Genomic DNA, 24638 nt, shown 5'->3' on the forward strand with positions numbered 1-24638 from the left:
CGTCACGCGCCCTCGACCGCTTGTCGCAGTAATGTCGCCGAAGCACGCGGGCATGCGAAAGGCCACCCCGGGAACGTCCCGGAGTGGCCTTGGCCGCGATGGGTCAGTCGCCGACGCCGAAGCCGACCTTGCGGACGTCGGACGGGGCGATCTCGACGTACGCGATGCGGTCGGACGGGACGAGGTACTTGCGCCCCTTCTCGTCGTTGATGCGGAAGAGCCCGTCACCGGCCGTCAGGGCCTCGGCGACCAGCTTCTCCACCTCTTCGGGAGACTGGCCACTGGACACCACCAGCTCGCGCGGCGTGTCCTTGATGCCGATCTTGACCTCCACGTGGGACCTCCGCTGGAAATTCGTAAGGGATGTGCCGGCCAAGGCTAACCGAACCGGCTCGTTCCGGTGGCGCATGTCCGCGCCCGACCGCGTCGTCACTTCCGGGTACTCCATCGGGTTCAGCCCAGGCCGAGCGCCTGCATGCGCTTCGTGTGCCCCTGTTGCAACCGCCGGAACAGCGCCGCAATTCCGGAGAGGTCACCCGAACCGCCGATGATCAGCTCGGCCAGCCCGTCGCGCTCGGCGACGACGTACTGGGCCTGCGTGAGCGCCTCGCCGAGCAGGCGGCGCCCCCACAGAGCGAGCTTGTCACGGGTCTTGGGGTCGGCTTCGATGCCGGCGGCGACTTCGCGTTCGGCGAACGCGGAGTGGCCGGTGTCCGCGAGGACGGTCAGCACGAGGTCCTTGGTCTCGGCGTCGAGCCAGCTGGCGATCTCGCGGTAGAGGTCGGCGGCCAGCCCGTCGCCGACGTAGGCCTTGACCAGCGACTCGAGCCACGACTTCGGCGACGTCGAGCGGTGCCACGCGTCGACCTGGGCCACGAACGGCGTCATCGCGTCTTCGATCTTGACGCCGTGGGCGGCCAAGTGGTCCGCCAGCAGGCCGTAGTGACCGATCTCCGCGGCCGCCATCCGCGCCAGCGCCGCCCGCCCGGCCAGCGTCGGGGCGCTGCGCGCGTCTTCGGCCATCCGGTCGAACGCGGAAAGTTCGAGGTAGGCGATCACACCCAGAAGGTCGACTACGCCCTCTGAGATCTCTTTCGGCTCGGTCACCCGGGCAGGGTATCGCCGAAGCACCCGGGCGTGCCGCGACGAGACCGATCACACTGGTTCCGGCGCGCCGGGTACTGTCGAAAAACTGCTGACCAGGTACACTGCGAATGGTATAGAAGCTTCCGTACGCCATACCGGCGTCGGGGACAGGCAGGTCACGAGGCCTGCCGACGTACTGCAATGTGCGTGCACGCCTCTTCCGGCATTCCCGGGACGGACCGGTTCCGCGCCTCAGATCAGCGCCAGGGACCAGGGTTTACTCCCGGTCGAGTGTCGAGCGGACCCACGGCTGTGCGCGCTGGTCACGAGAGAGGCGATCACCCTGACCGCAGAAATTCCCACAACCGAACAGACCCCCGCCGTCGCGCTGGAACACAGCGAGACCGGCCCGGCCGCGCTCGACACGTCGCACCCGCTGCAGGCGGGCGTCGAGGTCGAGCCCGAGGCCCCGACCTTCGCGTCCTTCGGCGTCAAGCCGGAGATCGTCAAGGCCCTCGGCGAGGCCGGCATCGAACGGACCTTCGCGATCCAGGCGCTCACGCTGCCGCTCGCGATGGCCGGCGACGACCTCATCGGCCAGGCCCGCACCGGCATGGGCAAGACGCTGGGCTTCGGCGTCCCGCTGCTGCACCGCGTGCAGGTCCCCGGCGACGGCACCCCGCAGGTGCTCGTCGTGGTCCCGACCCGCGAGCTGTGCATCCAGGTCGCGAACGACCTCAAGGGCGCCGGCAAGCACCTCGGCATCCGCACGCTGGCCATCTACGGCGGCCGCCCGTACGAGCCGCAGATCGAGGCGCTGCGCAAGGGCGTCGACGTCGTGATCGGCACCCCGGGTCGTCTCCTCGACCTGGCCGAGCAGCAGCACCTGGTGCTGGGCAAGGTCCGCGGGCTCGTGCTCGACGAGGCCGACGAGATGCTCGACCTGGGCTTCCTGCCCGACATCGAGCGCATCCTGCGGATGGTGCCGGACGAGCGGCAGACCATGCTGTTCTCGGCCACCATGCCCGGCCCGATCATCACGCTGGCCCGCACGTTCCTGCGCCAGCCGACGCACATCCGCGCCGAGGAGAACGACGCGAGCGCGATCCACGAGCGCACCGCCCAGTTCGTCTACCGGGCGCACTCGATGGACAAGCCCGAGGTCGTCGCCCGCGTGCTGCAGGCCGAAGGCCGTGGCCTGACGATGATCTTCAGCCGCACCAAGCGCACCGCCCAGAAGGTGGCCGACGACCTGGTGGAGCGCGGGTTCGCCGCGGCCGCCGTGCACGGTGACCTGGGCCAGGGCGCCCGTGAGCAGGCGCTGCGCGCGTTCCGCTCGGGCAAGGTCGACGTGCTGGTCGCGACCGACGTCGCGGCTCGCGGCATCGACATCGACGACGTCACCCACGTGATCAACTACCAGTGCCCGGACGACGAGAAGACCTACGTCCACCGCATCGGCCGCACCGGCCGCGCGGGCCGGACCGGCGTCGCCGTCACGCTCGTCGACTGGGACGAGGAGCCGCGCTGGAAGCTGATCTCCGACACCCTGGGCCTCGACAAGCCGGAGCCGGTGGAGACGTACTCGTCGTCGCCGCACCTGTTCAGCGACCTGGGCATCCCGGAGGGCACGAAGGGCCGGCTGCCGCTGGCCAACCGCACCCGCGCGGGCCTGGCCGCCGAGGAGGAAGAGGACCTGGGCGGCAAGAAGCGCGGCCGCGGCCGTGGCAAGCCCGGCGAGTCTTCGGAAGAAGCGGCGCCGCGCAAGCGCGCCCGGGCCCCGCGCAAGCGCACCCGCGGCGGGTCGCGGGCGGCCGAAGCCGTCGAGGCGGCGGACAAGGCCGCGGCTTCGTCGTCGGAAGACGCTCCCGCTGCTTCGGAAGGCCGCACCCGGACGCGTCGCCGCACCCGCGGCACCGCGCCGGAAACGACCGGTCCGGTGGCCGAGAAGGAAACCGGCGAGAACGCCGAGCGGCCGGCTCGGCGGCGCCGCCGTCGCCGTCCCGCGGCGACGTCTGATACACCTGCGTCGGCAGACTGAGGCCTACGCACGGGGGTCGGGTAAGTGAGCGAAGACGAGAAGGCGCCCGAAAGCGCGCCTGAAGCGGTCCCGCCCGCGGCAGAACCGGCCCCCGAGTACGGCTCCGAGGACGTCCTGGAGGACGTCGCTCCCACCCCGCCCGCCCCGCGCGTCAAGGCCCGGCGATCGCCGTGGAACCGCGGGCGGGACCGGGTGCTGGCCGCGCTGATCGCGGTCGCCGTGGTCGCCGTCGCGCTGGTCATCGGCGTGACGAGCGACAGCGCGGCCACCGACCGGACGGAGGCGGCGGCGCCCCCGCCGTTGCCGGCGGCGCCGGAGAAGGTGCCCGGTTCGCTGACCGAGATCTGGAGCGCCCGCAGCGGCGCGACGCCGGTCCCGGTGGTGGCGGGCGACACGGTGGCGACGGCCGACGGCGGCGAAGTCGACGCCCGCGACCCGCTGACCGGCCAGGTCCGCTGGCACTACACGCGCGACCTCCCGCTCTGCACGGTGAACGAGACGTGGGGGCGGCTGAACGCCGTCTACTCGAAGACTTCGTGCAGCGAGGTCACGCAGCTGGACCCGGGCACGGGCCGCATCACGGCGCAGCGCAACGGCAACGCGGAGCTGGGCACGCAGCTGGTCAGCGACGGCTCCCACGTGACGGCGACGGGCAAGAAGCTCCTGACGACCTGGCGCGACGACCTGGTGCAGAGCGCCGAGTACGGCCAGGTCCCGGCGCTGGTGAACGCGGGCAAGCAGCCCAGGACCGGGTGCACGTACGGCACGGTGGCGGCGGCGTCGGGCAAGGTGGGCGTGATCGAGCGCTGCCCGGGCGACCCGGCGGACCGGCTGACGGTCTACAAGGCGGCACCGGAGAAGGACGACGAGCCCCAGGTGGCGTTCAGCAGCGTCCTGGCGGGCAAGCGCGCGCGGGTGATCGCGATGTCGGGCGAGCTGACGGCGGTGGTGTTGCCGGACCAGAAGCTCCTGGTCGTCTACAACGGCGACGGTTCCCAGCGCGCGGCGTACCCGCTGGACGTGCCGGCTTCGGATCTGGCGACGGACCCGCCGGCGGGCGTCGAGGCGACGACCCAGACGACGCAGAACGTGTACTGGTTCAGCGGGTCGAAGGTGGTGGCGTTGTCACGTGACGACTTGTCGCCGCGGTGGACGTTGAGCAGCGCTTCGGGGCCGGGGATCGTGTTCGCCGGGCAGCTGGTGGTGCCCATCAAGGGCGGGCTGGCGGTGCTGAACGAGAACGACGGGTCGACGATCCGGACGGTCGGGGTGGACCGCCGCGGTTACGCGGGTCTGGTTCGGCTGGGCGCGGCGGGCCCGGTGCTGCTGGAGGAGCGCGGCGGGGTGCTGACCGCGCTCAAGTGAGCCAGAAGAGGGTCAGGGCCGAGACGGTGAAGAGCCCGACGGCCAGACCTGCGCCCGCCGCTGTGGCGCCGTTGCGGCGATCGGCGACCCGCTGGGCCAGTAAGGCGAGAGCGGCCGCGACGGGGTGGCCGATGAGGAGCGCGGGCCCTGGACCTGGGGCACCGGTGTAGAGATCGATGCCGGCGACGGCGAGGACCCCGACGGCGAGGACGGTCAGGCCGGCGGCGAGGGACCCGGTGAGGCCCCGCCACCAGCGGCCGCGCGGCTTTCCCGGCTCGGCGGCCTCTTCGGCGGCTTCGGTCGGCTCGATCCGCTCGGGTTCGACGCGCTCTTGAGGAACGGTCTGCGCCTCGGCGGCGGTGGGTTCGGTGGCGAGCGGCTCGGTCTGCTGCGCCTCGGCAGCCGCCGGCTTGGCCTGCTCGCGCACGCCGGCAGCAGCGAGCGGCTCGGTCGGCTGCGCCCCGGCAGCGGCCGGCTCAGCCCGCCCCGGCGCCTTGTGCCCGGCGCCCAGCGGCGCAGCCGCTTCGGGCTTGGCAGCCCCCGGCTTGACCTGCCTCCGCGCCCCGCCCCCGGCGACCAGCGGCTCGGTCGGCTGGGCCTCGGCGGCGGCGGGCTCAATGGCAAGCGGCTCGGTCCGCTGCGCCCCGGCGGCCTCGGGCCCAACCACACCTTGCCCCCGGGCCGGCGCCCCGGCCGTCCCCAACTCCAACTCTTCCGTGTCCGGTGAAGCCAACCTCTTCCTCTCCCCTGTCAAGGCGCGAGCAGCTCCCACGGCTGCGCCTGCGGGGCGGCTTCCTGGCCGACCGCGCAGCTCGGCCGGAAGTCGCACCAGGCGCAACGGCGGTCCGGGCGGGCCGGGAACAGCACGTCCGCGTCGCCGCCCGCGTCCAGGGTATCCGTGGCCAGCCTCAGGTCCGCGGCGGTCTCGCCCGCGCGTTGCAGGTGCCGCTGGAGGCTCTCCGGCGTGTGCTCGGCCGCCGCGATCGTGCCCGTCGGGAGGTGGTGCAGCTCCACCGTCGTGCACGGCATCCGCAGCGTCCGGGCCGCCGCCACCGCGTACAACGCCAGCGCCTGCGACGCCCGCGCCTCGTACTCGTCCGGTGGCCGCTTGCCCGTCTTGTAGTCGACGATCACCAGCGAACCGTCCCGCGCGTCGATCCGGTCCGCGCGGCCCTCGATGATCATCGACGGCTTCTCCCCCGGCGACGGGCTCACCGGCGCCGACACCCACCGCTCCAGCCCGACCGGGTCGTGCGTGACGTCGTTGTCCTCGACGTACTCCGCCACCCACCCCTTCGCGCGCGCCCGGTAGCGGGCCGCCTGCTCGTCGGTCTCGAAGCCCGCGTCCTTCCAGAACTCCGCCACCAGCGCCACCGCCCGCTGCGGCACCCGCTTGAGCACCGGCAGGTCGAACAGCGCCCGCAACGCGTTGTGCACCACCGCGCCGAGCGTGCTGTGCGCCCACGGCCCCGTGCGTTGTGGGGTCGGCCGTTCGAGGTACGCGAGCCGATACCGGCGCGGGCAATCGTCGAAGGTGGCCAGCCGCGCCGGCGACACCTTCGTGAGCCGCACCGGTTGTGCGACGCCGAAGTCGAACCCCATCTGCTCCTTCACGGCGCCCACGCTACGCACCACCACCGACACTTTCCGCGCGGGGCGCGACCACCCCGCGCGGAAAGTGCGGCTACTTCACCACGAGCACCGTGTGCGTACCACCGGAAACAGCCAGGGAACCACCGGCACGCAGCGGGCGCCCGTCCAGCAGCACCAGCTTGCCCGACGGCACCACCAGCGAACCCGAAGTCCCGCGGGGCGCCGTGACCGTCAGCGAGAACACCGGACCCGTCTGAGTCCACGAAGCCGACAGCGCCCCCCGAGGCGTCGGCACCGCGCCACGCGCCCACGAAACCGAACCCGGGTGCGGCGCAACAGTCCACGTCGCGAAACCAGGCGAAGCAGGCGAGACGCCCAGCAGCTCGTTCGTCAACGCCGGCACGACACCCGTCGACCAGCCGTGCGCCGCCGACGTGTACCCCTGCTCGTAGTGCGAACCGCCCTCACCGATGCCTTCCCACGCCGTGATACCCGGGTCGTGCGAGGCCATCCAGCCGTACATCCGCTTGATCTGGTCGATCGCCGAGTCCGGCTGCCCGCTCCGGAACCGCGCCTGCAGTTCAGGGAACGACGTGAACGCGTACACGCGCTTGGTGCCATCGGAAACCAGGGTGTCGTTGTCCATGAACGGGTTCCCGTACGGCAACGCACCCGCCGCGAGCCGCGCCAGCGCCGACGTGGCCTGCGAAGGCGACGCGATACCGGCGAGAATCGCCTGGCTGTTGCCGTCCTGGCCGTGGCGCACCGCGCCCGTCCCCGAGTCGAGGTACGCCCCCGCCGCCGGGTCCCACAAGTACGTGTTCACGGCGGAAGCGACACCGGAAGCCCGTGCGAGCCACCGATCGGCGTCCGCGGGGTGCCCAGTCGCCCGAGCCAGCCCGGCCGCGCCCTGGAGCGCCCGGACGTACAACGCGTTGTAGTACGTCACTTCGCCCGTACGCGGCAGGAACGCGTAGTCGCCGTAGCCGCCGGTGCCGTTGAGCCCCTTCGCGAGCAACCCGCGCGAATCGGTGACCGACGGGTACCACGAGTCCAGCGTCTTCACGAGGTGCGAGTAGTACGAAGACGCGTACGCGGTGTCGCCCGTGTAGAGCACGTAGTCCCAGCTCGACGTCACCCACCAGAGCGGATAGTCGAACAGCGGCAGCGTGTAGTTGTTGATCGACGCGGGCGGGATCCAGCCGTCCGCGCGCTGGTGGTCGGCGAGGTCCGCGAGGACGTTCTTCGCCGCCGTGCCGTCCTGGTGCGTCAGGTACTGCGTCAGCCCGGACACCGCGACGTCGCCGACGTACGGGTCCCGGTCGCGCTTCGCGCCGTCGTGCAGCACCAGTTTCCCGTCCAGCGACGGCGAGAACGCGCCGCGCGGGTCCACATCGGACTCGCGGAACGTGTCCATGCCCAGCTCGTTCGTGTACGAAGCCGCGTACCAGTACTTGTTCAGCTCGGCGTCGGACGACTCGAACCAGCCGCGGTAGGTGTCCGGCGTGCCGAGGAACGGCGTGAAGTCGAGCGAGACGCCGTTGATCCGCACCTCGCCGGACGGCTGCGTGAGCGGCGCGTCCGACGCGAGCGCGTCGAGGCTGATCCGCAGGTAGCGGAAGCCGCGCAGGCCGTCCGCGCACACCTGCGTACCGGAAGCACAGCCCTTCGTGTCCCGCCAGACGGTCGGTGCCGCGGGCACCGCGATCTGGTCGCTGCCCGGCCCGCCGGAGAAGTCCGAGCGCGAGAAGTCGGACCGTTCGCCCAGGTACTGCTGGGTTTCCGAGGTCGACACCCGGACGCCGGGGTGGTTCGCCGACGCGCCCGCGAACGAGATCTTCGGGTACCCCGCGACGACCTTGCCGAAGTCCACGACCGCGACCGGCACCGGCGGGTCGGCGACCACGCCCGGCCAGACCTCGGTGACGCGGCTGAACTCGCCGGACGGCGTGTTCTGGTCCTTCGAGACGGTGATCCGGACCTGCGTGGTCGTCACCGGCCGGTCGAACGCGACCGCGCGCTGCACGGCCGTGTTGCCGCTGACCGTGGCCGCGACGCGCCACGCGCCCGCGTCCAGCACCTCGACGGTGTAGTCCTGCGGCACACCGTCCACACTGGACAGCAGCGTGACGCCCGGCAGCGCGACCGGCGCGGCCGAGGTGATGGTCAGGACGTCCGGGTAAGCGCCGATCGTGTCGTCGTTCCAGAACGTCTCGGTGTTGCCGTCGACGGCGTTGCCGGGGTCGTAGGTCCGCGGCTGGCCGTTCCCGCCGTTGTTCGGCGCGTGGAACGACGACGCGGCCGCGGTCGTCCCCGCGGGCCAGGCCGGCTTGGGCGGCGGCGCCTGCCGCTTGAACGTCGTGACACCCCGGCCGAGCAGGCCGGCCGGGTTGGTGACGTCGCCGGTCGTGGACAGCACCTTCACCGGCCGGACATCGCGCGACGACGGCGCGACGACGTACTTCTGCCAGCTGGGCGCGGCGTCGGCGGGCGCGGCGACCACGCCGCTCGCCACCAGCACCGTGACCGGCAGGAATGCTCTGAGCCACTTCATCGAGGCCTCCGCAAGGCGTTTGAATCGTTTCAACCGCTGAGCTGAGGTTCAGGCTGCGCGAGCGGTGCCAACGATGTCAACGGACGCGGGCGTTCCTGTCCGGCAGGACAACCCGAAAGGCGGGGTCAGCTGCCGCCGTCGATGAAGCCGCGCACGGAGTTCGCGACGAGCTCGACGGCGATGGCCGCGAGCAGCAGGCCGGCCACCTTGGCCAGCAGCGTGATGCCGCTTTCCTTGATCAGCCGGATGACGACGCCGGAGTAGCGCATGCAGATGTAGATCACGAAGTGCGTCGTGACGATCGCCAACGCCAGCGCGATGTACGCGCCGATGTGGCCGTCGGCCTGGCGGACGAACACGATGGTCGCGGCGATCGCGCCCGGCCCGGCCAGCAGCGGGGTGCCGAGCGGGACGAGCGCGACGTTGACGTCCTCCGCGGCCGCCTCGGGTTCGTGGCCACTGCCGGTGAGCAGCTGCAGCGCGATGAGCAGGAGGAGCAGGCCGCCGGCGCCCTGCAGCGCCGGGATGCCGATGCCGAGGTAGGCGAGGATCGCCTGACCGGCGACCGCGAACAGGCTGATGACCAGCAGCGACACGAGGACGGCCTGGCGCGCGGCGCGGGCGCGGACGGCCATCGGCTTGCGCCCGACCAGGCTGAGGAACACCGGCACCGTGCCGGGCGGGTCCATGATGACGATCAGGGTGATCGTCGCACTCATGAAGAGCTTCGCGTCGAAGACGTCGGCGATGGCCATGTCAGCCCTTCACGACCTGGAACCCCGTCGCCCGCGAAACGAGCTCCTCGAGCTGCCCCGGGTCGGTGGTGCACTCGCCGAGCGCGATGGTCTTGTTGGTGCCGTGGTAGTCGCTGGACCCGGTGACGAGCAGGCCGAGCTCGCCGGCCAGCTCGCGGGTGCGGGCCCGCGTCGGCTCGTCGTGGTTCGGGTGGTCGGCCTCAACGCCGGTGAGGCCGCGTTCGGCCAGGCCGGCGAGGGTTTCCTCGCTGATCGTGGCGCCGCGGCTGAAGGCGAACGGGTGCGCGATGACCGTGACGCCGCCGGCCGCGGCGATCATGTCGATGGCCTCTTCGACCGGGGTGTCCCGGCGGGCGACGTAGTAGCCGCGGCGCGGGCTCAGGTAGTCGGCGAAGGCCTCGTCGACGGACTTGACCAGCCCGGCGCGGACCAGCGCCTGGGCCAGGTGCGGGCGCCCGGGCGGGGAGTCCTCGGGCAGCAGGCCGAAGATCTCGTCGGCGTCGATCGGCAGGCCGTCGGCGGCCATCCGCTCGGCCATCCGGCGCAGCCGCGTGCGGCGCTCGACGCGCAGCCGGGTCTGCTCGGTGACGACCGGCTCCGACGTCGGGTCGAAGAGGTAGGCGAGCAGGTGGACGCTGATCTGGCGGCCGGTCTCGGGGTTGATCGACACCGTGGAGAGCTCGGCGCCGGGGACGAGCGTCAGGCCCGGCGGAATGGCCTCGGTGGCGGGCGCCCAGCCCGCGGTGGTGTCGTGGTCGGTGATCGCGACGACGTCGAGCCCGGCTCTCGCCGCCGCGGCGACGAGACCGGCCGGCGTGTCGGTGCCGTCGGAAGCGGTGGAATGGGCGTGCAGGTCGATGCGCATCTCGTCCATTGTCGACGATGCGCTGCGTCACACGCTCGGCGGGACTCTCAGCCGACGGGCTTCTTGCCCCGGGCCGCCCGCTGGGCCTTGATCATGGAGAAGCGTTCGGCCTGCTTCTGCTTGTCGCCGAAGACCAGCTCCGAGATCGTGTCGTAGAACTCTTCGGGCCGCGGCAGGTAGTCGATCCGGTTCAGCGCCTGGATCTGACCGGCGGACTCGACGACCATCGTGCCGTAGCCCATCATGCGGCCGGTGGCGGTGCGCACGTAGCTGAGGTCGGTGACCTTGCTGATCGGCATCATCAGCACTTTGGTCGTGAACACCCCGGTGGTCATGACGAACCGCTTGTCGGTGACGACCAGCCGCTCGACCCACCACTCCATCACCACGTAGGCGAACCGCAGCACGACGAGCAGCGCGACGTACCAGAGGATGTTCTGGCCGATGTACAGCGCCGGTGGCAGCAGGTAGGACACCAGGACGCAGACGGCCAGCAGTGCGGCCGCCTCGAAGGTGTCCCACAGCAGCACCGCCCAGTGGCGGCGGATCCGGATGACCCGCCGCTCGGTGTCGAGGAGGTACTCGTCGGGGTCGCGTGGCGCGAACATGGTTCGAGGGTAGCCCCCGATCAGCCCTTGAACACGTTGCTGACGAAGGTGATCACCGATTCGGCCGAGCTGCGCAGGAAGTCGACGATGTTGCCGACAAGGCCCGCGGCCTGACCCGGCTGGGCAATGACGAAGAACAGCACCAACGCGATACCGGCGAGGCCCGCAATCTTCTTCACGTTCACCGCGATCAAATCCCGTCTCTTACGGTGACACCGGACAACAGCAAAAATCCTGACTTTTTACGTTGTACCGCACTGAACAGGCGCGGGGGAGGTAAGTCCCGCGCTTGGGTCAGCACGCGGTCCGAAGTGTACCGTACGGCTACTCTCCGTGTACAGGACATCGGTTTTCAGTTCGGTCACGTCTACCCTTCGGGCATGGACGGCGCCACGAGCACCACTATCCGCTGCGTAGGCGGCATCGCGTACGACGCAGCCGGCCGCTTGCTGCTCATCCGCCGCCGCAACGACCCCGGTTCGGGGCAGTGGTCGCTGCCGGGTGGCCGAGTCGAACCCGGCGAAACGGACAAAAAGGCTGTCGTAAGGGAGCTTCTCGAGGAGACGGGCCTCGACGTGATTCCCGGCACACTGGTGGGGTCGGTGACCAGGGGCCCCTACGAAATCTTCGACTACGGCTGCGAAGTGGCCGGCGGCGTGCTCACAGCGGGTGACGACGCGACGGACGCGCGTTGGTCCGATGCGGCAGACCTGAAAGCGCTCGAGGCGGCGGGGGAGCTGGTGGATCTCCTGTATGTGACGCTGCGCGACTGGAACGCGCTACCCCGCGCCTGACTACAGCGGCAACCAGGTCATTCTTCGCCCGTGCGGCGGGGTTCAGCCTGTTTCGGCAGCCGCTCGGGCGCCCGGAGAGCCGCTCGCCTCGGCAACAGCTCGCTTGGCTCGGCAACCGCTTGCCCGGCTCCGGCATCAGCACGCCCGCCCGGACAGCAGCTCGCCCGGCTCGGCGACAGCACGGCCGCCTCGACGACAGCACGCCCGCTCGGCGACGGCACGCCCGGCCCGGCACCAGCACACCCGGCCGGCACCAGCACGCCCGGCCCGGCAACCGCTCACCCGGCTCGGCACCAGCACGCGCCGCCCAGACAGCAGCCCGCCCTCCCTGGGGGCCGGTCCCGACTCCAGCGTATCGGCGGGGTCCGACGGAAACCCCGGCGAAAGCCGCAGCCGAGGCCGGTTGTCCACATCGCGGCCGTGATGTGGACAACCGCGGGCGAGTCATCGGAAGGCAGGTAACCCGCGCTGCGGGCCGCGCACCCGAGCCGGAAACCCGTGACGGCACCTTCCCCGTCGGAAAGGCCGGCAACCCGAACCGCTCAAAGCGGCAACCAGGTCATCCGCTGCCCGTGCGGCGCGGTCCGGGCCAGCGCGTGCGCCTCCGCCTTCCCGTCCTCCCACCGCACGACGCCCAAAGTCGCGAGCCCATCGGCCCCGGAGAGATCCGACCGGCCAGGCAAAACCGTCTCGAGCCCAGCCCCGTAGAACTCCTCCGAAACCCACCACAGCGGCCGCGAAGCCGCCAGCGAAGCCAGCTCGTCGACGAACGCCGCCCGCTGCGAAGCCGGGAAATAAGCCAGCGCGTGGCTCGTCACCACGACCAACGGCCCCTCCAACGTGGCAGCCGCCGAGGCCAGGTCGGCGACCCCGTCGCCCGCGATCAGCCGCGGCCGGTGCTTCGCCTGCTCCGCCGCCGCCGTGCGCAGGAGCCGGATGCGGTCCGGCTGGTCGGCCCAGACGCACGCCTCCAGCCACGCCAGCTCGTCCTCGTCCGAGAGGTCCACCGGCGCCCGGTCCAGCCCCGCCCGGTCCAGCAGCGCGAGCTTCTTCGGCAGCTTCGGCGCCACCGCGCCCGGCGCGAGGTCCAGCGCGCAGTGCAGCCCGACCGCGGACTTCGCCGGCCCCGCCGTCAGCTGCTCGCCGCCGTCGCACTGGTAGCGGTAGCCGAAGCGGTCCAGACCCAGCAGCAGCCCCGCGCTGCAGCCGACCTCCAGCAGCGAGACCTTCCCGCCCGCCTCGCGCGCCGCCCGCGCCACGCCCGGGTACAGCAGCGCCGCCCGGCGGACCTCGTTCGTCTGCGTGTAGCGCGACGAAATCAGGGCCCGGGCCTTCTCGGCGCGTTCCAGCAGGAACGACCGGAACAGCGGCCAGGTCTCCGAGTCGACGCCGTCGAACCCGCCCAGCGACGGGTAGTACCGCGACAGCGGGTGGATCGGATCGGCCTGGACCAGCCGGTGCGCGGTCGCCATCAGCAGCGTCCCGCGGACTTCGCCGTCGCGCGCGGCGGAAAGCAGTCCCGCCACGTCGTCGTCGGCGGCCGCTTGCAGCGCCAGGTGCTCGTACAGCGGCGACACCCCGCGCGCTTCGACTTCCGCGAACGTGCGCAGTACGTCCTTGATCCCGTCCAAGTCCATCAGAGCCTCATTCGTGCGGCACCGGCCGGCCCGGCTGCTCGCCGCCCCGGGTCTCGCCGTAGGAACGCTTCGGCACCATCACCTTCCGGCGGAACGTGCACACGATCAGGCCATCCTGCTTGTAACCGCGCGTCTCGACATACACGACGCCGCGGTCGTCCTTGGACTTCGACGGCGTCTTGTCCAGCACCTCGGTCTCGCCGTAGATGGTGTCGCCGTGGAACGTCGGCTTGACGTGCTTGAGGGACTCGACCTCGAGGTTCGCGATGGCCTTGCCGGAGACGTCGGGCACGGACATCCCGAGCAGCAGCGAGTAGACGTAGTTCCCGACCACGACGTTCTTGCCGAAGTCGGTCGTCTCCCCGGCGTAGTGCGCGTCGAGGTGCAGCGGGTGGTGGTTCATGGTGAGCAGGCAGAACATGTGGTCGTCGTATTCGGTGACCGTTTTGCCCGGCCAGTGCTTGTAGACCGCACCGACCTCGAACTCCTCGTAGTAGCGCCCGAACTGCACTCGTTCTCTCCTGTCCCCGCGTAACACCGCGTGAGGCTGGTACGACACGCATCGGTAGTGAGGAGTACCCTCAACCATTGGTTCTCGCGCGTCAACGCGAGCCCCACCACTCTGCACCCGGCCCGAAGGAGGTGAGGAACCCCGATGAGTAGTGGCGATAGTCCGCTCCCTAGTAGTCCCAGCGTTCCCACCTCACGGGTCGTCTCCAGGTAGGCCTTTCTCTCCCCGGGAACGCTGGTGTCGCCGGGCGGACGCGTTCCGCCCTGGTCAGTCGTCTCGCACGACCAACGCACGACGCCCAGGAGATCCCATGCCTGCCATTCCCTCGCTCGGCGGCCTGCGCGGCCGCGGCAACAAGGGCGCCGTACCCGTCCGTCCGGTCCCGGTCCCGCTGTCCGCGTACGTCGTGGACTGCGCGGTGTACGTCGCGGGCGAGCGCCTGCCCGGCCGCTGGACGCACACCGAAGCGATCAAAGAGGTCCGGAAGCGGCACGAGGGGTTCGTCTGGATCGGGCTGCACGAGCCCGACTCGAACCAGATCCAGGGCATCGCGGAGACGTTCGGGCTGCACGAGCTCGCCGTTGAGGACGCGCTCGAAGCGCACCAGCGGCCGAAGCTGGAGCGCTACGACGACACGCTGTTCCTCGTGGTGAAGACCGTCCGGTACGTCGAACACGAATCACCCACCACGGCGAACGAGATCGTCGAGACCGGCGAGCTCATGGTGTTCCTCGGCCGGGACTTCGTGATCACCGTCCGCCACGGCAACCACTCGGGCCTGGCGCGCCTGCGCCGCGAGCTGGACGACGACCCCGAGCGCCTGCAGCTGGGGCCGGCCGCGGTCGTGCACGCGATCTCCGACCACGTCGTCGACCACTACCTCGACGTCACGGGCCGGATCGAGAACGACATCGACGTCATGGAGGCGCAGGTTTTCGCGCCGCGCTCGCAGATCAGCGCGGAGCAGATCTACCTGATGAAGCGGGAGGTCCTGGAGCTGCGCCGCGCGGTGATGCCGCTGGCGACGCCGGTCCAGCGCCTGGCCGAGGGCTACACGCGGCTGGTGCCGGACGAGGTCCGTTCGTACTTCCGCGACGTCGCCGACCACCTCACGACCGTGTCCGAGCGGGTGGCGGCGTTCGACGAGCTGCTGTCCACCTTGGTCGACGCGACGGTCGCGAAAATCTCCCTGCAGCAGAACACCGACATGCGCAAGATCACGTCGTGGGCGGCGATCATCACCGTGCCGACGATGATCGCGGGCATCTACGGCATGAACTTCGACTACCTGCCCGAACTGCACTGGAAGTTCGGGTACCCGCTGGTGATCACGGTCATCCTCGGGATCTGCCTGTTGCTGTACCGAATATTCCGGAAGAACGGCTGGCTCTAGGTCCCCCTCTTCCCCCACTGGAGTGTTCGTGATGCCCCGCATGCTGTCCAACCTGAAGTTCTGGGCGCTCGCGCTCAGCCTCGTCTGGATCTTCGTCATCACTTTCGTCATCGTCGCCGACCCGGGTTTCGCGCACGGCATGAAGTAGTCCCGGGCGTCGTACCCTGGGTGCGTGCCGAAAGCGCTGGTCGTCTCCGACGAGGTCGACGAGCGGTTGTGGACCGACGCGGTCCGCGCCGTCTCCGTCGACCTCGTCATCGGCGCCGGCGACCTCCCGTACGACTACCTCGCGTTCCTGGCCGGCGCGCTCGACGTGCCGTGCGTGTTCGTGCCCGGCAACCACGACCCGGACCTGAGCGGCTACACGCGCTACGGCGGGCTGTCCATGAAGGACGGTTTCCCGACGCCCTGGCCGGGCCCGGCGGGCGGCATCAACGCCGACGGCCGCGTCGTCGACGTCGCCGGCCTGCGGTTCGCCGGGCTCGGCGGTTCGATCCGCTACAACGACGGGCCGAACCAGTGGACCCAGCGCCAGCAGGCGCGCCGGGCCCGCGGTTTGGTGCGGCGCGCTCGCTGGCGGCGTCGTCGCGACGGCCGTGACGTCGACGTCCTGCTGACGCACTCGCCGCCACTGGACCTCGGCGACCGGGCGGACCCGCCGCACCGCGGGTTCGCGTGCCTGCACCGCACGATCGACGTGCTGCGGCCGAAGTGGCTGCTGCACGGGCACATCCACCCCCACGGCGAGCCGGTGCCGGACCGGGTCGTCGGCGAAACCCGGATCCGCAACGTGGTGGGCCACCGGATCATGGAGTTCTCATGAAAGAGACGGGGTTCCCCCGAGCCGACGCGGAGAACGACTTCCTCCGCGCGCGCCGGGGCCAAGTGCTCTCGCGGCTTTCGACGTGGCTGCGTCGCGAGCCCGACGACGTCAACATCATGCTGCCGTTCCACGAGGTGGTGGAGGCGCTCGGTTACCTGGGCGAGAGCCGTATCGGCCTGCGAGTGATCAAATTGGACTCGATCGCGGGCACGGTCGACCGCAGCCGCGACTTCGACCGCCGCTTCCGCCCGACGACGGCCCGGGTGCGCGAGCGCTGGGAGCGCTTGGCACTGGCGGCCCGCCGCGGTGAAGAGATCCCGCCGATCGAGGTGTACCGGGTGGGCGAGCTGCACTTCATCATCGACGGCCACCACCGCGTGTCGGTGGCGATCGCGCAGGGACTGTCCACAATAGAGGCATCGGTGACGGTGGTCCGGACCAAGCTCAACCCGAGCGGCATCCGGCACCGCGGTGACTTGATCGTCAAGGACTACCGGCGGCTGTTCCTGGAGAGGGTGCCGCTGACGGGCCACGCGCGGGCGTCGGTGATCGTGACGGACCCGTGGGACTACGCGAAGCTGGGCGAGCACGTGGAGGCGTGGGGATTCCGGTTGATGCAGGACGAAGGCAGGTTCTGCGACCGCGCGAGTGTGGCGCAGCGGTGGTTCGACGAGGAGTTCGTGCCGGTGGTGGGGATGTTGCGGCAGGCGGGGTTGATCGGGGATCGGACCGACGCCGAGGCTTACATGTCGCTGGCCGCGGAGCGGTACCGGTTGATCCGGACGCACCGGTGGGACGACGAGGTCATCGAGACCCTCCGCTCCCGCCGGTCGTGAGTGAGAAACAGTGTTCTAACACTGTTTCTCACTCACGACCGCTGCGTCAGGATTCGACCAGAACTGGACCAGCGCGTCCGGTGCCGCCAGCGCCACCCGGTTCTTCACCGCGTCCCCCGTGCGCAGCGTCGACAGCTACAGCCCGCCCTGCGGTGTCTGCTCCGATCGGCAGCTGATCTCGTCCACCTCGCCGCACGGGGGGCCGCCCGAGCCGCCCGGCAGGATCAGCACGTACACCGATCCCGAGCCGCGGGCGTCCGTCACCCGGACCCCCATGTGGAAGATCGCCTCGCGGGGCGCGGGGCCGATCTCGTCGGCGATCAGGTGGAACGGATCCGACGGCGGCGTCTCCCCCGGGATCGTCAACCGCGAAATCTCGACGTCGGAAGGCAACAGCGCGCGTACCGCGTTGCCCACCAGGCAGCTCAGCCGGTCGACCAGCGCGAGCCGATGGGACGAAGCAATGCGGCCACCCGGCCCTCCCGGCAAACGGCCCCCGCCCTCCCAGGGGGGCGTCCCCACGTCCATTCTATCGACCGGCCCCGACAAGCCTCGCCGAAAACCTTTGGTGGGGCTCGATTGTCCACAAGTCGACCGCCCTGTGGACAACCGATGGCTCAAGCGTCGAAGCCAGCCGTGGTCGCCTTCGAGACCGGGCATGGCCGCCACATGCGCCGCCGTCGGCGCCGACAGGACGCTGCGCGCAGGGCGCCCACGCCGCGGGCCGTCTGGGACTTGACCGTGCCTTCGGCGATGCCGAGCAGCGACGCCACTTCCGCCACCGGGAGGTTTTCGAGGAACCGGAGCACGACCATCGCGCGCTGCCGGGGCGTCAACTCCGAAAGCGCGCGCTCGACGTCGAGGCGCAACGGCGTGTCCCGCCCCGGCGGTGACTCCGTGTCCGGAACAACCGCCGTCACGTACTCGCGGCCGGACCTGCGCCGCCCGGCGAGGAACAGGTTCAGCAGGATGCGGCGCGCGTACGCGTCCGCCGTGTCCGGGCGGACGCGTCGCCAGCGCCGGTACAGCTGCACGAACATGGCCTGGACCAGGTCCTCGGCCTCGTGCCACGCCCCCACCCGGCCCTCCTTCGCACGGTTTCAGTCTTACTAGTGCGCGGAGGGCCGGGAAGGTTCAAGTGAGACTCACATGTGGATGGCGCCGGGAGCGGCTTCGCCCTTCGGAACCCCCGGGCGCAGCAGCAAGCCGCTGATCAACGCGCCGGCCGCGAAGATCACCGCCGCCCACGTGAACGCCGTCGTGTAGCTCTCGATCGCCGCCTCGGCCGCCAGCTGCGGGGTCGGGACCTTGCCCTCCAGGTACGACGTCGCCGCGTTGCCGGCCAGCGTCGACAGCAGCGCCGTGCCGATCGAACCGCCCACCTGCTGCATCGTGTTGACCGCCGCCGATGCCACCCCCGCGTCGTGCGCCTCGACGCCGAACGTCGCGACGCTCATCGCCGGTGCCATCGCCAGCCCGATGCCGAAGCCCATCACCAGCAGCGGGCCGAGCACGCCGGACGCGTACGTGCTGTCCAGGCCGATGCCGCTCAGCCAGAACAGGCCGACCGCCGCGATCGCCATGCCGGTCGGGACCAGCGGACGCGGGCCGAAGCGCGGCAGCAGCACGGCCGTCGCCGTCGTCGCCGACAGCATCAGCGTCGCCACCATCGGCAGGAACCCGACGCCGCTCTGGATCGGCGTGAACTGCAGGTTCTGCTGCACGTAGAACGTCAGGAACAGGAAGATCGCGAACATGCCGATGGCCAGCAGGAACATCGCCAGGTAGGAGCCGCCGCGGTTGCGGTCGAGCAGGACGCGCAGCGGGAGCAGCGGGTGCGAGACGCGCTGCTGCAGCCACACGAACACGCCCAGCAGCACGACCCCGGCCGTGAGGAAGCCCCACACCGAGACCGACGACCACGAGTCCGACTCCGCGTTCGCGAAGCCGTAGACCAGCGCGAACAGACCGGCGGACGCGGTGATCGTGCCCGGCAGGTCGAGCTTCGGGCGCGGGCCGGCGTCCCGCTGGTTCTGCAGCAGGACCGAGCTGCCGACGAACGCGACGACGGCGAAGACGATGTTCACGAACATGCACCAGCGCCAGTCGAGGTACTCGGTGAGCACGCCGCCGAGCAGCAGCCCGACCGCCGCGCCGCCACCGCCGATGGCGCCGAACACGCCGAACGCGCGGCCGCGTTCCTTCGGGTCGGTGAACGTCGTGGTGAGCAGCGAAAGCGTGGCGGGCGCGAGCAGCGCGCCGAAGACACCCTGCGCCGCGCGGGCAATCAGCAGCATCTCGATGTTGGTCGCGAAGCCGCCGAGAGCGGACACCGCGGCGAAGCCGGCCAGGCCGACGAGCAGCGCGTTCTTGCGGCCGAACAGGTCGGCGAGACGCCCGCCGAGCAGCAGCAGGCTGCCGAACGCGAGCGCGTACGCCGTGACGACCCACTGGCGCGCGTCGTTCGAAAAGCCCAGGTCGACCTGCGCGGACGGCAGCGCGATGTTCACGACGGTCGCGTCCAGCACGACCATCAGCTGCGCGATGCCGATCATCACCAGGATCAGCCATCTGCGGCTGTGGTGCGGGTTCTCGGCGGCGCGCACGTCCCCCGGCGGCGCGACCTCGAGAGTGGATTCGGACATGGGTGTCCCCTCACTGGGAGTGATCAGGAGGCTATGTGGAGTAGGTATCTCCCCTTACGCGACCCAAGGTACACACAAACCGGAGAGGGTGCCTCTACTTTGTGAGCTAGACTGGGGGGATGGCACGGGACGCTGGTCCCGCCGCACCGGCGCGGCCGCTGCGGCGTGACGCTGAACTCAACCGCCGTCGCATCCTGGCGTCGGCCCGCGAGGTGTTCGGCCGGCGCGGGCTCGAGGCCACGCTGGACGACATCGCGCACCACGCCGGCCTCGGCGTCGGCACGGTCTACCGCCGGTTCCCCAGCAAGGAACACCTGGTCGAGGCCATGTTCGCCGAACGGATGGAAGAAATCGGCGACCTCGCGGAAGAAGCGCTGAAGGCCGACGACCCGTGGCAGGCGTTCGTCGACTTCACCTGGAAGTCGATCGAGCTTCACTCGGGCGACCGCGGGCTGCGCGAGATCATGCTGTCCAACAAGTTCGGCCACGAGCACGTCGCCGAGGCGAAAGCCCGCATGGTGCCGTTGATCACACGGCTCGTCGAACGGGCCCAGGACGCGGGCGGCCTGCGCCCCGACTTCGCCCCGACGGACATCCCGCTCCTGCACATGATGATCGGCTCGGCGATCGAGTTCACGTCCGCGGTGGAGCCGGACCTGTGGCGCCGCTGCCTGGGGATGCTCCTCGACGGGCTGCGCGCACAACCAGGCAAGCCGACGAAGCTGTCCCACCCGCCGCTCGGCGTGGACGAGGTCGACGAAGCGATGTCCTGCTGGCGCCCCTGATGGGGTGATCGGCACGGGATCCCGGCGCCGCCCTCCCGCCCGGACACTGCACCCCGCGCGATCATGGCGACGGGGAGGTGCGGGTGGCGTACTACAGCGTTCCGGCGATCAGGCGGTTGCAGCTCGGACGGGAGCTGAAGGCCTGGCGGGAGAAGGCCGGACTGACGCTGGAACAGGCCGGCGGCGACTTGGACATCTCCAAGAGCACGCTCTCGCGGATGGAGAAGGGGCAGGGGGCCATCCATCCGTTACATGCGCGGGCGATGGCGGAGCTGTACCGGTTGCCCGAGGACGATCTCGTGCGGGTGGTCGACATCGCTCGCGAGGCGAAGCGGCCGAACCAGAACCGGATCGAGGGGGTGTCGGTCAACAGCTACCCGGCGCTCGAGGCGGAGGCGGTTTCGGTCCGCAACTTCGAGCTCGCGTTCGTGCCGGGGCTCCTCCAGACCGAGGAGTACGCGAGCGCGCTGTTCGCCGACCTGGGCACCCGCCAGCGCAACCACCAGCTCCACGTGCGGATGCGCCGCTGCGAGCGGCTCACCAGCGAGAACCAGATCACCGTGCAGGCGATCGTCGACGAGAGCGCGCTGACCCGGCGGGTCGCCAAGCCGCACGTGATGATCGCCCAGTTGCTGCACCTGGCGGATGTCTCCCTGCTGCCCAACGTGACCTTCCAGATCACACCGATGAGCGCGGGAGCCTACGAAGGGCTGCGTGGCCCGTTCACCGTGCTGCGATTTCCACCGGACACCATCGGCGACCTCGGCTACGTGGATCACGCGGGCGGCAACCTGCAGTTGGTGAAGCCATCCGCGGTCTCCGCTCTCGCCAGGCAATTCGCGGTCCTCAGTAGGATGGCTCTTGGCGAGAGCGAGTCACGCGACCTCGTTCTGCAGCTCGCCGACCTGCTGAGCTCATGAGGTGGAACCGTGGTCGTGAACCAGTGGCACAAGAGCAGCTACAGCGGCGGGGAAAACTCCGCTTGCGTCGAGGTTGCCTTCGCTTCCCGCACTTCCCCGGCCGTAGCGGTGCGGGACTCGAAAGATCCTTCCGGCCCGCACCTCACCGTCGCCCCCTCTTCGTGGCTGGGCTTCCTCACCTCCGTCACTCGGACGGGATGATCGCCCACATGATCAGGTAAGCCACGAACTGCGGGCCGGGCAGCAGGCACGACAGCACGGCCAGCAGCCGCACGGTGCTCGTCTTCATGCCCCACCTCTGGGCGAGACCCGCGCACACACCGCCGATCATGCGGCCGTAGCGGGGACGGGACAGCCGTCGCGTGACCGGTGCGCTCATCGTGATTTCCCTTTCCTCGAAGTTCCGATATCTCCACTTCACCACCGGAGTACCCGCTTCCGCATCGCCCGCGGGAAGGATCGCTCCCTTAGGGGACGGTAAAAGCGAAAAACGTTCGGAAGCCCGCGGGAAACCCGGGAAACCGGGCCGTACTCCGATGACCTGCGCGTTCTCCGTCCGAGGCTGGGAAAACGCTGAGAGATGTCCCCGTCAGGGCTGGTTTTTCCGCGCGATGCGGTGATACTGGCTCACCGTGTACCCGCGCCCGAAATCGTTGGTCGTCGCGATGCTCTGCACCCTCCTCACCGCCGGGTGCGCGACCACCCAGGCCGCTCCCGAGCCGTCTTCGGGGCCGACGCCGCTGACCGCGTCCGCCGCGCTCGGGGACTACGCGACCGTCGACTACTGCAGCCTGCTCGACGTGCCCGCCGTCGCGCCCGGCGCCGTCGAGACCCCGACCTTCGAGACCTGCCGGGCCGACGCCGGCGGGCGCACGATCCTCGTCGGGCCGCTGGCCTTCGACTCCGACCCGAACCTCCGGCCGTACCCCTACCCCGGGCCGGTGCCGGACGGCGTCGCGGTGCAGCAGTCGATGTTCAACGACCGCAGCGCGTGCACCCGCGCGGTCACCTTCGCCGACGGCAACCGGCTCGACCTGTCGGTCACCGACGCCGGTGACGACCAGGCCGCGCGCTGCGAAGTCGTGGACGCGGCCGTCGGCTCGGCGCTGGCCGCCATCACCGCGGGCAAGGTCGGCCGGCTGGCGTTCCCGGACCGCTCGTGGGGCCAGGTCGCGCCGTGCGTGATGCTCGACAAACCCGACCTGGACGCGGTCGCGGGGCCGGGCAGCCGGCCGGCGACGGACCTGTCCGGGCACAGCTGCATCCGCGGCAAGCTGAGCTTGAAGCTGACGGTGCAGACGGTCGAGCCGTCCACCCCGCCCGAAACGCTCGGCGGGCGCCCGGCCGCCGTCCGGCTGTCGGGCGCGTTCTGCTTGGTGGACACGACGCAGCCGGCGCCGGGGCTGCCGGGCCGTCGCGAGCTGGCGGAGCTCAGCGTCGTGGAGACGGCGGGCACCGCCGGCGACGGCACGTGCGCCCAGGCCCGCACCGCGGCGAACACGATCTTCCCGCTGCTCCCGACGCCGTAGGAAGTTTTTCCGCGGCGGTTGTCGGATCGCGCCCGGCCGGTTCGTAGCCCAGGTGAGAACACCCCCTGAGCCGAAACGGAGTCACCATGACCGCGACCTACACCTTCGACGTCTTCGCCAGCCTCGACGGCTTCGGCGGCCACCACGGCGACTGGGGCGGCTACTGGGGCAAGCAAGGTCCCGAGCTGCTCGCGCACCGCCTGGCCCAGTACACCGAAGACCAGCGGATGGTCTTCGGCGCCACGACCTACCGGGAGAACGCGGAGATGCTCGCCGGGGACGACGAAGCGTTCGACCCGTGGGTCCGCCGGCTGCGCGCGCTGCCGGCCACGGTCGTCTCGAACACGCTCCACGGCCCGCTGGACTGGCCGGACGCGACCGTCGTGAACGGCGACGCCGCCGAGGCCGTCGCGCGGCTCAAGGAGGAGTCCGCCGTGCCGCTGCGGTCGCACGGCAGCCTGTCGCTGAACCGGGCGCTGCTGGCCGCCGGGCTCGTCGACCGCGTCCAGGTGACGCTCTTCCCGGTGCTCACCGGCAAGACCGGCGCCGCACCGGTCTTCGCGGGCGCGGAGGACTTCGACCTCGAGCTCCTCGAGACCCGCACGCTCGACGGCCACGTCCAGGAGCTCGTCTACCGCCCCACCCGCCACCCCTGAAACGCCGTGAAGGCCTCCTCGCCGGGCAAAGCCGGCGAGGAGGCCTTCACGGACTTCGGTCAGCCCTCGTAGGTGAGGTTCTTGCCGTTCGACGGGTCGAACAGCTTGATCTTGTCCGCGTCGTACCAGACCTCGAGGTCCGCGTTCTCCGTCGCGGAGGATTCCGCGGAGAGGCGAGCCACGATCTGGGACTCCGCGCCCGGGACGTCGGACGAACCGCTGTCCGCGGCCAGCTCCGCCAGCTCCTCGGACGTCGCCGCGTCGCCCTCCAGCGTGAAGTGGGCGAACTTCTCCGAACCCATCGACTCCAGCACGTCGATGTGCGCGGTGAACGTGGCTCCGCCGGACTTCTGGCCGGCTTCGACCAGGCCTGCGTCCTCGAAGTGCTCCGGCCGGATGCCGACGATCAGCTCACGCGGGGCGTTCGCCTTCTCCACCAGCTGGCGGACGCGGTCCGTCAGCGGCGTCGTGCCCAAGGCGCTACGCAGCTCGTTGTTCTCCAGCGTCGCCGGGACGAAGTTCATCGACGGCGAGCCGATGAACCCGGCCACGAACAGGTTCGCCGGGTTGTCGTAGAGGAACTGCGGCGCGCCGATCTGCTGCACGTACCCGCCGCGCAGCACCACGACCCGGTCGCCCAGCGTCATGGCTTCGGTCTGGTCGTGCGTGACGTACAGCGTCGTCGTGCCGAGCTGCTTCTGGATCTTCGACACCGACGTCCGCATCTGGCCGCGCAGCTTGGCGTCCAGGTTGGACAGTGGCTCGTCCATCAGGAACGCCTTGGGGCTGCGGACGATCGCCCGGCCCATCGCGACGCGCTGCCGCTGGCCACCGGAGAGGTTGGCCGGCTTGCGGTCGAGGTGCTGGGTCAGGTCGAGGATCTGCGCCGCCTCTTCGACCTTCGCCCGGACCGTCTTGTCGTCGACCTTCGCCAGCCGCAGCGGGAACGCCATGTTCTCCCGGACGCTCATGTGCGGGTAGAGCGCGTAGGACTGGAACACCATCGCGATGTCCCGGTCCTTCGGGGCCTTCTCGTTGACGCGCTTGCCGTCGATGCGCAGCTCGCCGGAGGAGATGTCCTCCAGGCCGGCCACCATGTTCAGCGTCGTCGACTTCCCGCAGCCGGACGGGCCCACGAGAATGATGAACTCGCCGTCGGCGATGGTGATGTCCACTTCGGACACCGCGAGCGCGCCGTCGGGGTACTTCTTCGACACCTTGTCGAGGACGATTTCTGCCATG

Annotated in this window: 27 protein-coding genes; 11 read left to right on the plus strand and 16 right to left on the minus strand. The window is 70.4% G+C overall.

Annotated elements, in window-relative coordinates:
• Nucleotides 1-103 precede the first annotated feature (103 nt).
• Together ACIQWX_RS00130 and ACIQWX_RS00135 are read right to left on the minus strand one after the other, a co-directional pair.
• Nucleotides 104-334 (minus strand): DUF3107 domain-containing protein, encoded by a 231-nt coding sequence (locus ACIQWX_RS00130; RefSeq protein ID WP_086670813.1) that lies wholly within the window; start codon nt 332-334, stop codon nt 104-106.
• 119 nt (nt 335-453) lie between these two features.
• Nucleotides 454-1107, minus strand: coding sequence for a ferritin-like fold-containing protein (locus ACIQWX_RS00135; RefSeq protein ID WP_400863455.1), 654 nt, complete (start codon nt 1105-1107; stop codon nt 454-456).
• A 553-nt stretch (nt 1108-1660) separates the two neighbouring features.
• Here ACIQWX_RS00135 and ACIQWX_RS00140 point away from each other — a divergent pair.
• Together ACIQWX_RS00140 and ACIQWX_RS00145 are read left to right on the plus strand one after the other, a co-directional pair.
• A complete protein-coding gene (locus ACIQWX_RS00140; protein ID WP_400863458.1) occupies nt 1661-3127 on the plus strand; it encodes a DEAD/DEAH box helicase in 1467 nt (488 codons plus the stop codon).
• 24 nt (nt 3128-3151) lie between these two features.
• Nucleotides 3152-4492 (plus strand): hypothetical protein, encoded by a 1341-nt coding sequence (locus ACIQWX_RS00145; protein ID WP_400863461.1) that lies wholly within the window; start codon nt 3152-3154, stop codon nt 4490-4492.
• Here ACIQWX_RS00145 and ACIQWX_RS00150 read toward each other — a convergent pair.
• The 7 genes from ACIQWX_RS00150 to ACIQWX_RS00180 all read right to left on the minus strand — a co-directional run bounded on the left by ACIQWX_RS00150 (nt 4485) and on the right by ACIQWX_RS00180 (nt 11052).
• The gene (locus tag ACIQWX_RS00150; RefSeq protein WP_400863464.1) at nt 4485-5159 is read right to left on the minus strand and encodes a hypothetical protein; all 675 of its coding nucleotides are present in this window, start codon (nt 5157-5159) and stop codon (nt 4485-4487) included. The two genes, ACIQWX_RS00145 and ACIQWX_RS00150, sit on opposite strands and share 8 nt — an antisense overlap.
• Nucleotides 5160-5242: 83 nt before the next feature.
• Nucleotides 5243-6094: a RecB family exonuclease gene (locus ACIQWX_RS00155; RefSeq protein WP_400869322.1), complete on the minus strand. Its 852-nt coding sequence runs from the start codon at nt 6092-6094 to the stop codon at nt 5243-5245.
• Between the two features lie 82 nt (nt 6095-6176).
• A complete protein-coding gene (locus ACIQWX_RS00160; RefSeq protein ID WP_400863467.1) occupies nt 6177-8639 on the minus strand; it encodes an alpha-L-rhamnosidase C-terminal domain-containing protein in 2463 nt (820 codons plus the stop codon).
• Between the two features lie 125 nt (nt 8640-8764).
• Nucleotides 8765-9394: a MarC family protein gene (locus tag ACIQWX_RS00165; RefSeq protein ID WP_400863470.1), complete on the minus strand. Its 630-nt coding sequence runs from the start codon at nt 9392-9394 to the stop codon at nt 8765-8767.
• A gap of 1 nt (nt 9395) precedes the next feature.
• Nucleotides 9396-10259 carry a PHP domain-containing protein gene (locus ACIQWX_RS00170; RefSeq protein WP_400863472.1) on the minus strand — a complete coding sequence of 288 codons (864 nt, stop codon included), beginning with the start codon at nt 10257-10259 and terminating at the stop codon, nt 9396-9398.
• A gap of 47 nt (nt 10260-10306) precedes the next feature.
• Entirely contained in the window at nt 10307-10867 is a 561-nt protein-coding gene (locus tag ACIQWX_RS00175) for a PH domain-containing protein (RefSeq protein WP_285999764.1), read from the minus strand.
• Nucleotides 10868-10887: 20 nt separating this feature from the next.
• Entirely contained in the window at nt 10888-11052 is a 165-nt protein-coding gene (locus tag ACIQWX_RS00180) for a hypothetical protein (RefSeq protein WP_167379843.1), read from the minus strand.
• Between the two features lie 195 nt (nt 11053-11247).
• Here ACIQWX_RS00180 and ACIQWX_RS00185 point away from each other — a divergent pair, with 195 nt between their 5' ends.
• The gene (locus ACIQWX_RS00185; RefSeq protein WP_400863476.1) at nt 11248-11661 is read left to right on the plus strand and encodes an NUDIX hydrolase; all 414 of its coding nucleotides are present in this window, start codon (nt 11248-11250) and stop codon (nt 11659-11661) included.
• 542 nt (nt 11662-12203) lie between these two features.
• Here ACIQWX_RS00185 and ACIQWX_RS00190 read toward each other — a convergent pair.
• Nucleotides 12204-13298, minus strand: a complete 1095-nt coding sequence (locus ACIQWX_RS00190) for a DUF2332 domain-containing protein (RefSeq protein ID WP_400863478.1) — start codon at nt 13296-13298, stop codon at nt 12204-12206.
• 7 nt (nt 13299-13305) lie between these two features.
• A complete protein-coding gene (locus tag ACIQWX_RS00195) occupies nt 13306-13809 on the minus strand; it encodes a MaoC family dehydratase (RefSeq protein WP_400863481.1) in 504 nt (167 codons plus the stop codon).
• Nucleotides 13810-14119: 310 nt separating this feature from the next.
• Here ACIQWX_RS00195 and corA point away from each other — a divergent pair, with 310 nt between their 5' ends.
• The 3 genes from corA to ACIQWX_RS00210 all read left to right on the plus strand — a co-directional run bounded on the left by corA (nt 14120) and on the right by ACIQWX_RS00210 (nt 16861).
• Nucleotides 14120-15202 (plus strand): magnesium/cobalt transporter CorA, encoded by a 1083-nt coding sequence (corA, locus tag ACIQWX_RS00200; protein WP_400863483.1) that lies wholly within the window; start codon nt 14120-14122, stop codon nt 15200-15202.
• Nucleotides 15203-15374: 172 nt separating this feature from the next.
• On the plus strand, nt 15375-16025 hold the full coding sequence (locus ACIQWX_RS00205) for a metallophosphoesterase (protein WP_400863485.1): 651 nt from the start codon (nt 15375-15377) through the stop codon (nt 16023-16025).
• Nucleotides 16022-16861: a chromosome partitioning protein ParB gene (locus ACIQWX_RS00210; protein ID WP_400863488.1), complete on the plus strand. Its 840-nt coding sequence runs from the start codon at nt 16022-16024 to the stop codon at nt 16859-16861. The genes ACIQWX_RS00205 and ACIQWX_RS00210 overlap by 4 nt, the downstream gene beginning before the upstream one ends.
• Before the next feature lie 135 nt (nt 16862-16996).
• Here ACIQWX_RS00210 and ACIQWX_RS00215 read toward each other — a convergent pair whose 3' ends face one another.
• The 3 genes from ACIQWX_RS00215 to ACIQWX_RS00225 form a co-directional block, all read right to left on the minus strand.
• On the minus strand, nt 16997-17383 hold the full coding sequence (locus tag ACIQWX_RS00215; RefSeq protein WP_400863491.1) for a hypothetical protein: 387 nt from the start codon (nt 17381-17383) through the stop codon (nt 16997-16999).
• Between the two features lie 95 nt (nt 17384-17478).
• Nucleotides 17479-17940, minus strand: coding sequence for a SigE family RNA polymerase sigma factor (locus tag ACIQWX_RS00220; RefSeq protein ID WP_400863493.1), 462 nt, complete (start codon nt 17938-17940; stop codon nt 17479-17481).
• A 66-nt stretch (nt 17941-18006) separates the two neighbouring features.
• Nucleotides 18007-19506, minus strand: a complete 1500-nt coding sequence (locus ACIQWX_RS00225; protein WP_400863495.1) for an MFS transporter — start codon at nt 19504-19506, stop codon at nt 18007-18009.
• Nucleotides 19507-19625: 119 nt separating this feature from the next.
• Here ACIQWX_RS00225 and ACIQWX_RS00230 point away from each other — a divergent pair, with 119 nt between their 5' ends.
• The 3 genes from ACIQWX_RS00230 (at nt 19626) to ACIQWX_RS00240 (ending at nt 21412) form a co-directional block, all read left to right on the plus strand.
• Nucleotides 19626-20291 carry a TetR/AcrR family transcriptional regulator gene (locus ACIQWX_RS00230; protein ID WP_400863497.1) on the plus strand — a complete coding sequence of 222 codons (666 nt, stop codon included), beginning with the start codon at nt 19626-19628 and terminating at the stop codon, nt 20289-20291.
• 83 nt (nt 20292-20374) lie between these two features.
• The gene (locus tag ACIQWX_RS00235) at nt 20375-21211 is read left to right on the plus strand and encodes a helix-turn-helix domain-containing protein (RefSeq protein ID WP_400863499.1); all 837 of its coding nucleotides are present in this window, start codon (nt 20375-20377) and stop codon (nt 21209-21211) included.
• Nucleotides 21212-21226: 15 nt separating this feature from the next.
• Complete coding sequence (locus ACIQWX_RS00240) at nt 21227-21412, plus strand: DUF397 domain-containing protein (protein WP_400869324.1); 186 nt, start codon at nt 21227-21229, stop codon at nt 21410-21412.
• Here the strand turns inward: ACIQWX_RS00240 and ACIQWX_RS00245 are convergent.
• Nucleotides 21396-21590, minus strand: a complete 195-nt coding sequence (locus ACIQWX_RS00245) for a PspC domain-containing protein (RefSeq protein ID WP_372672240.1) — start codon at nt 21588-21590, stop codon at nt 21396-21398. The genes ACIQWX_RS00240 and ACIQWX_RS00245 overlap by 17 nt on opposite strands.
• Nucleotides 21591-21876: 286 nt before the next feature.
• On the opposite strand from ACIQWX_RS00245, the gene ACIQWX_RS00250 reads away from it, so the two are divergent.
• Complete coding sequence (locus ACIQWX_RS00250) at nt 21877-22740, plus strand: hypothetical protein (protein ID WP_400863501.1); 864 nt, start codon at nt 21877-21879, stop codon at nt 22738-22740.
• 86 nt (nt 22741-22826) lie between these two features.
• Entirely contained in the window at nt 22827-23396 is a 570-nt protein-coding gene (locus tag ACIQWX_RS00255; RefSeq protein WP_400863503.1) for a dihydrofolate reductase family protein, read from the plus strand.
• A gap of 59 nt (nt 23397-23455) precedes the next feature.
• Here ACIQWX_RS00255 and ACIQWX_RS00260 read toward each other — a convergent pair whose 3' ends face one another.
• A complete protein-coding gene (locus ACIQWX_RS00260) occupies nt 23456-24637 on the minus strand; it encodes an ABC transporter ATP-binding protein (protein ID WP_400863505.1) in 1182 nt (393 codons plus the stop codon).
• Nucleotide 24638 lies beyond the last annotated feature (1 nt).

Origin of the sequence: Amycolatopsis sp. NPDC098790 (genome assembly GCF_044759945.1) — a bacterium.
Taxonomy (GTDB): Bacteria; Actinomycetota; Actinomycetes; order Mycobacteriales; family Pseudonocardiaceae; genus Amycolatopsis.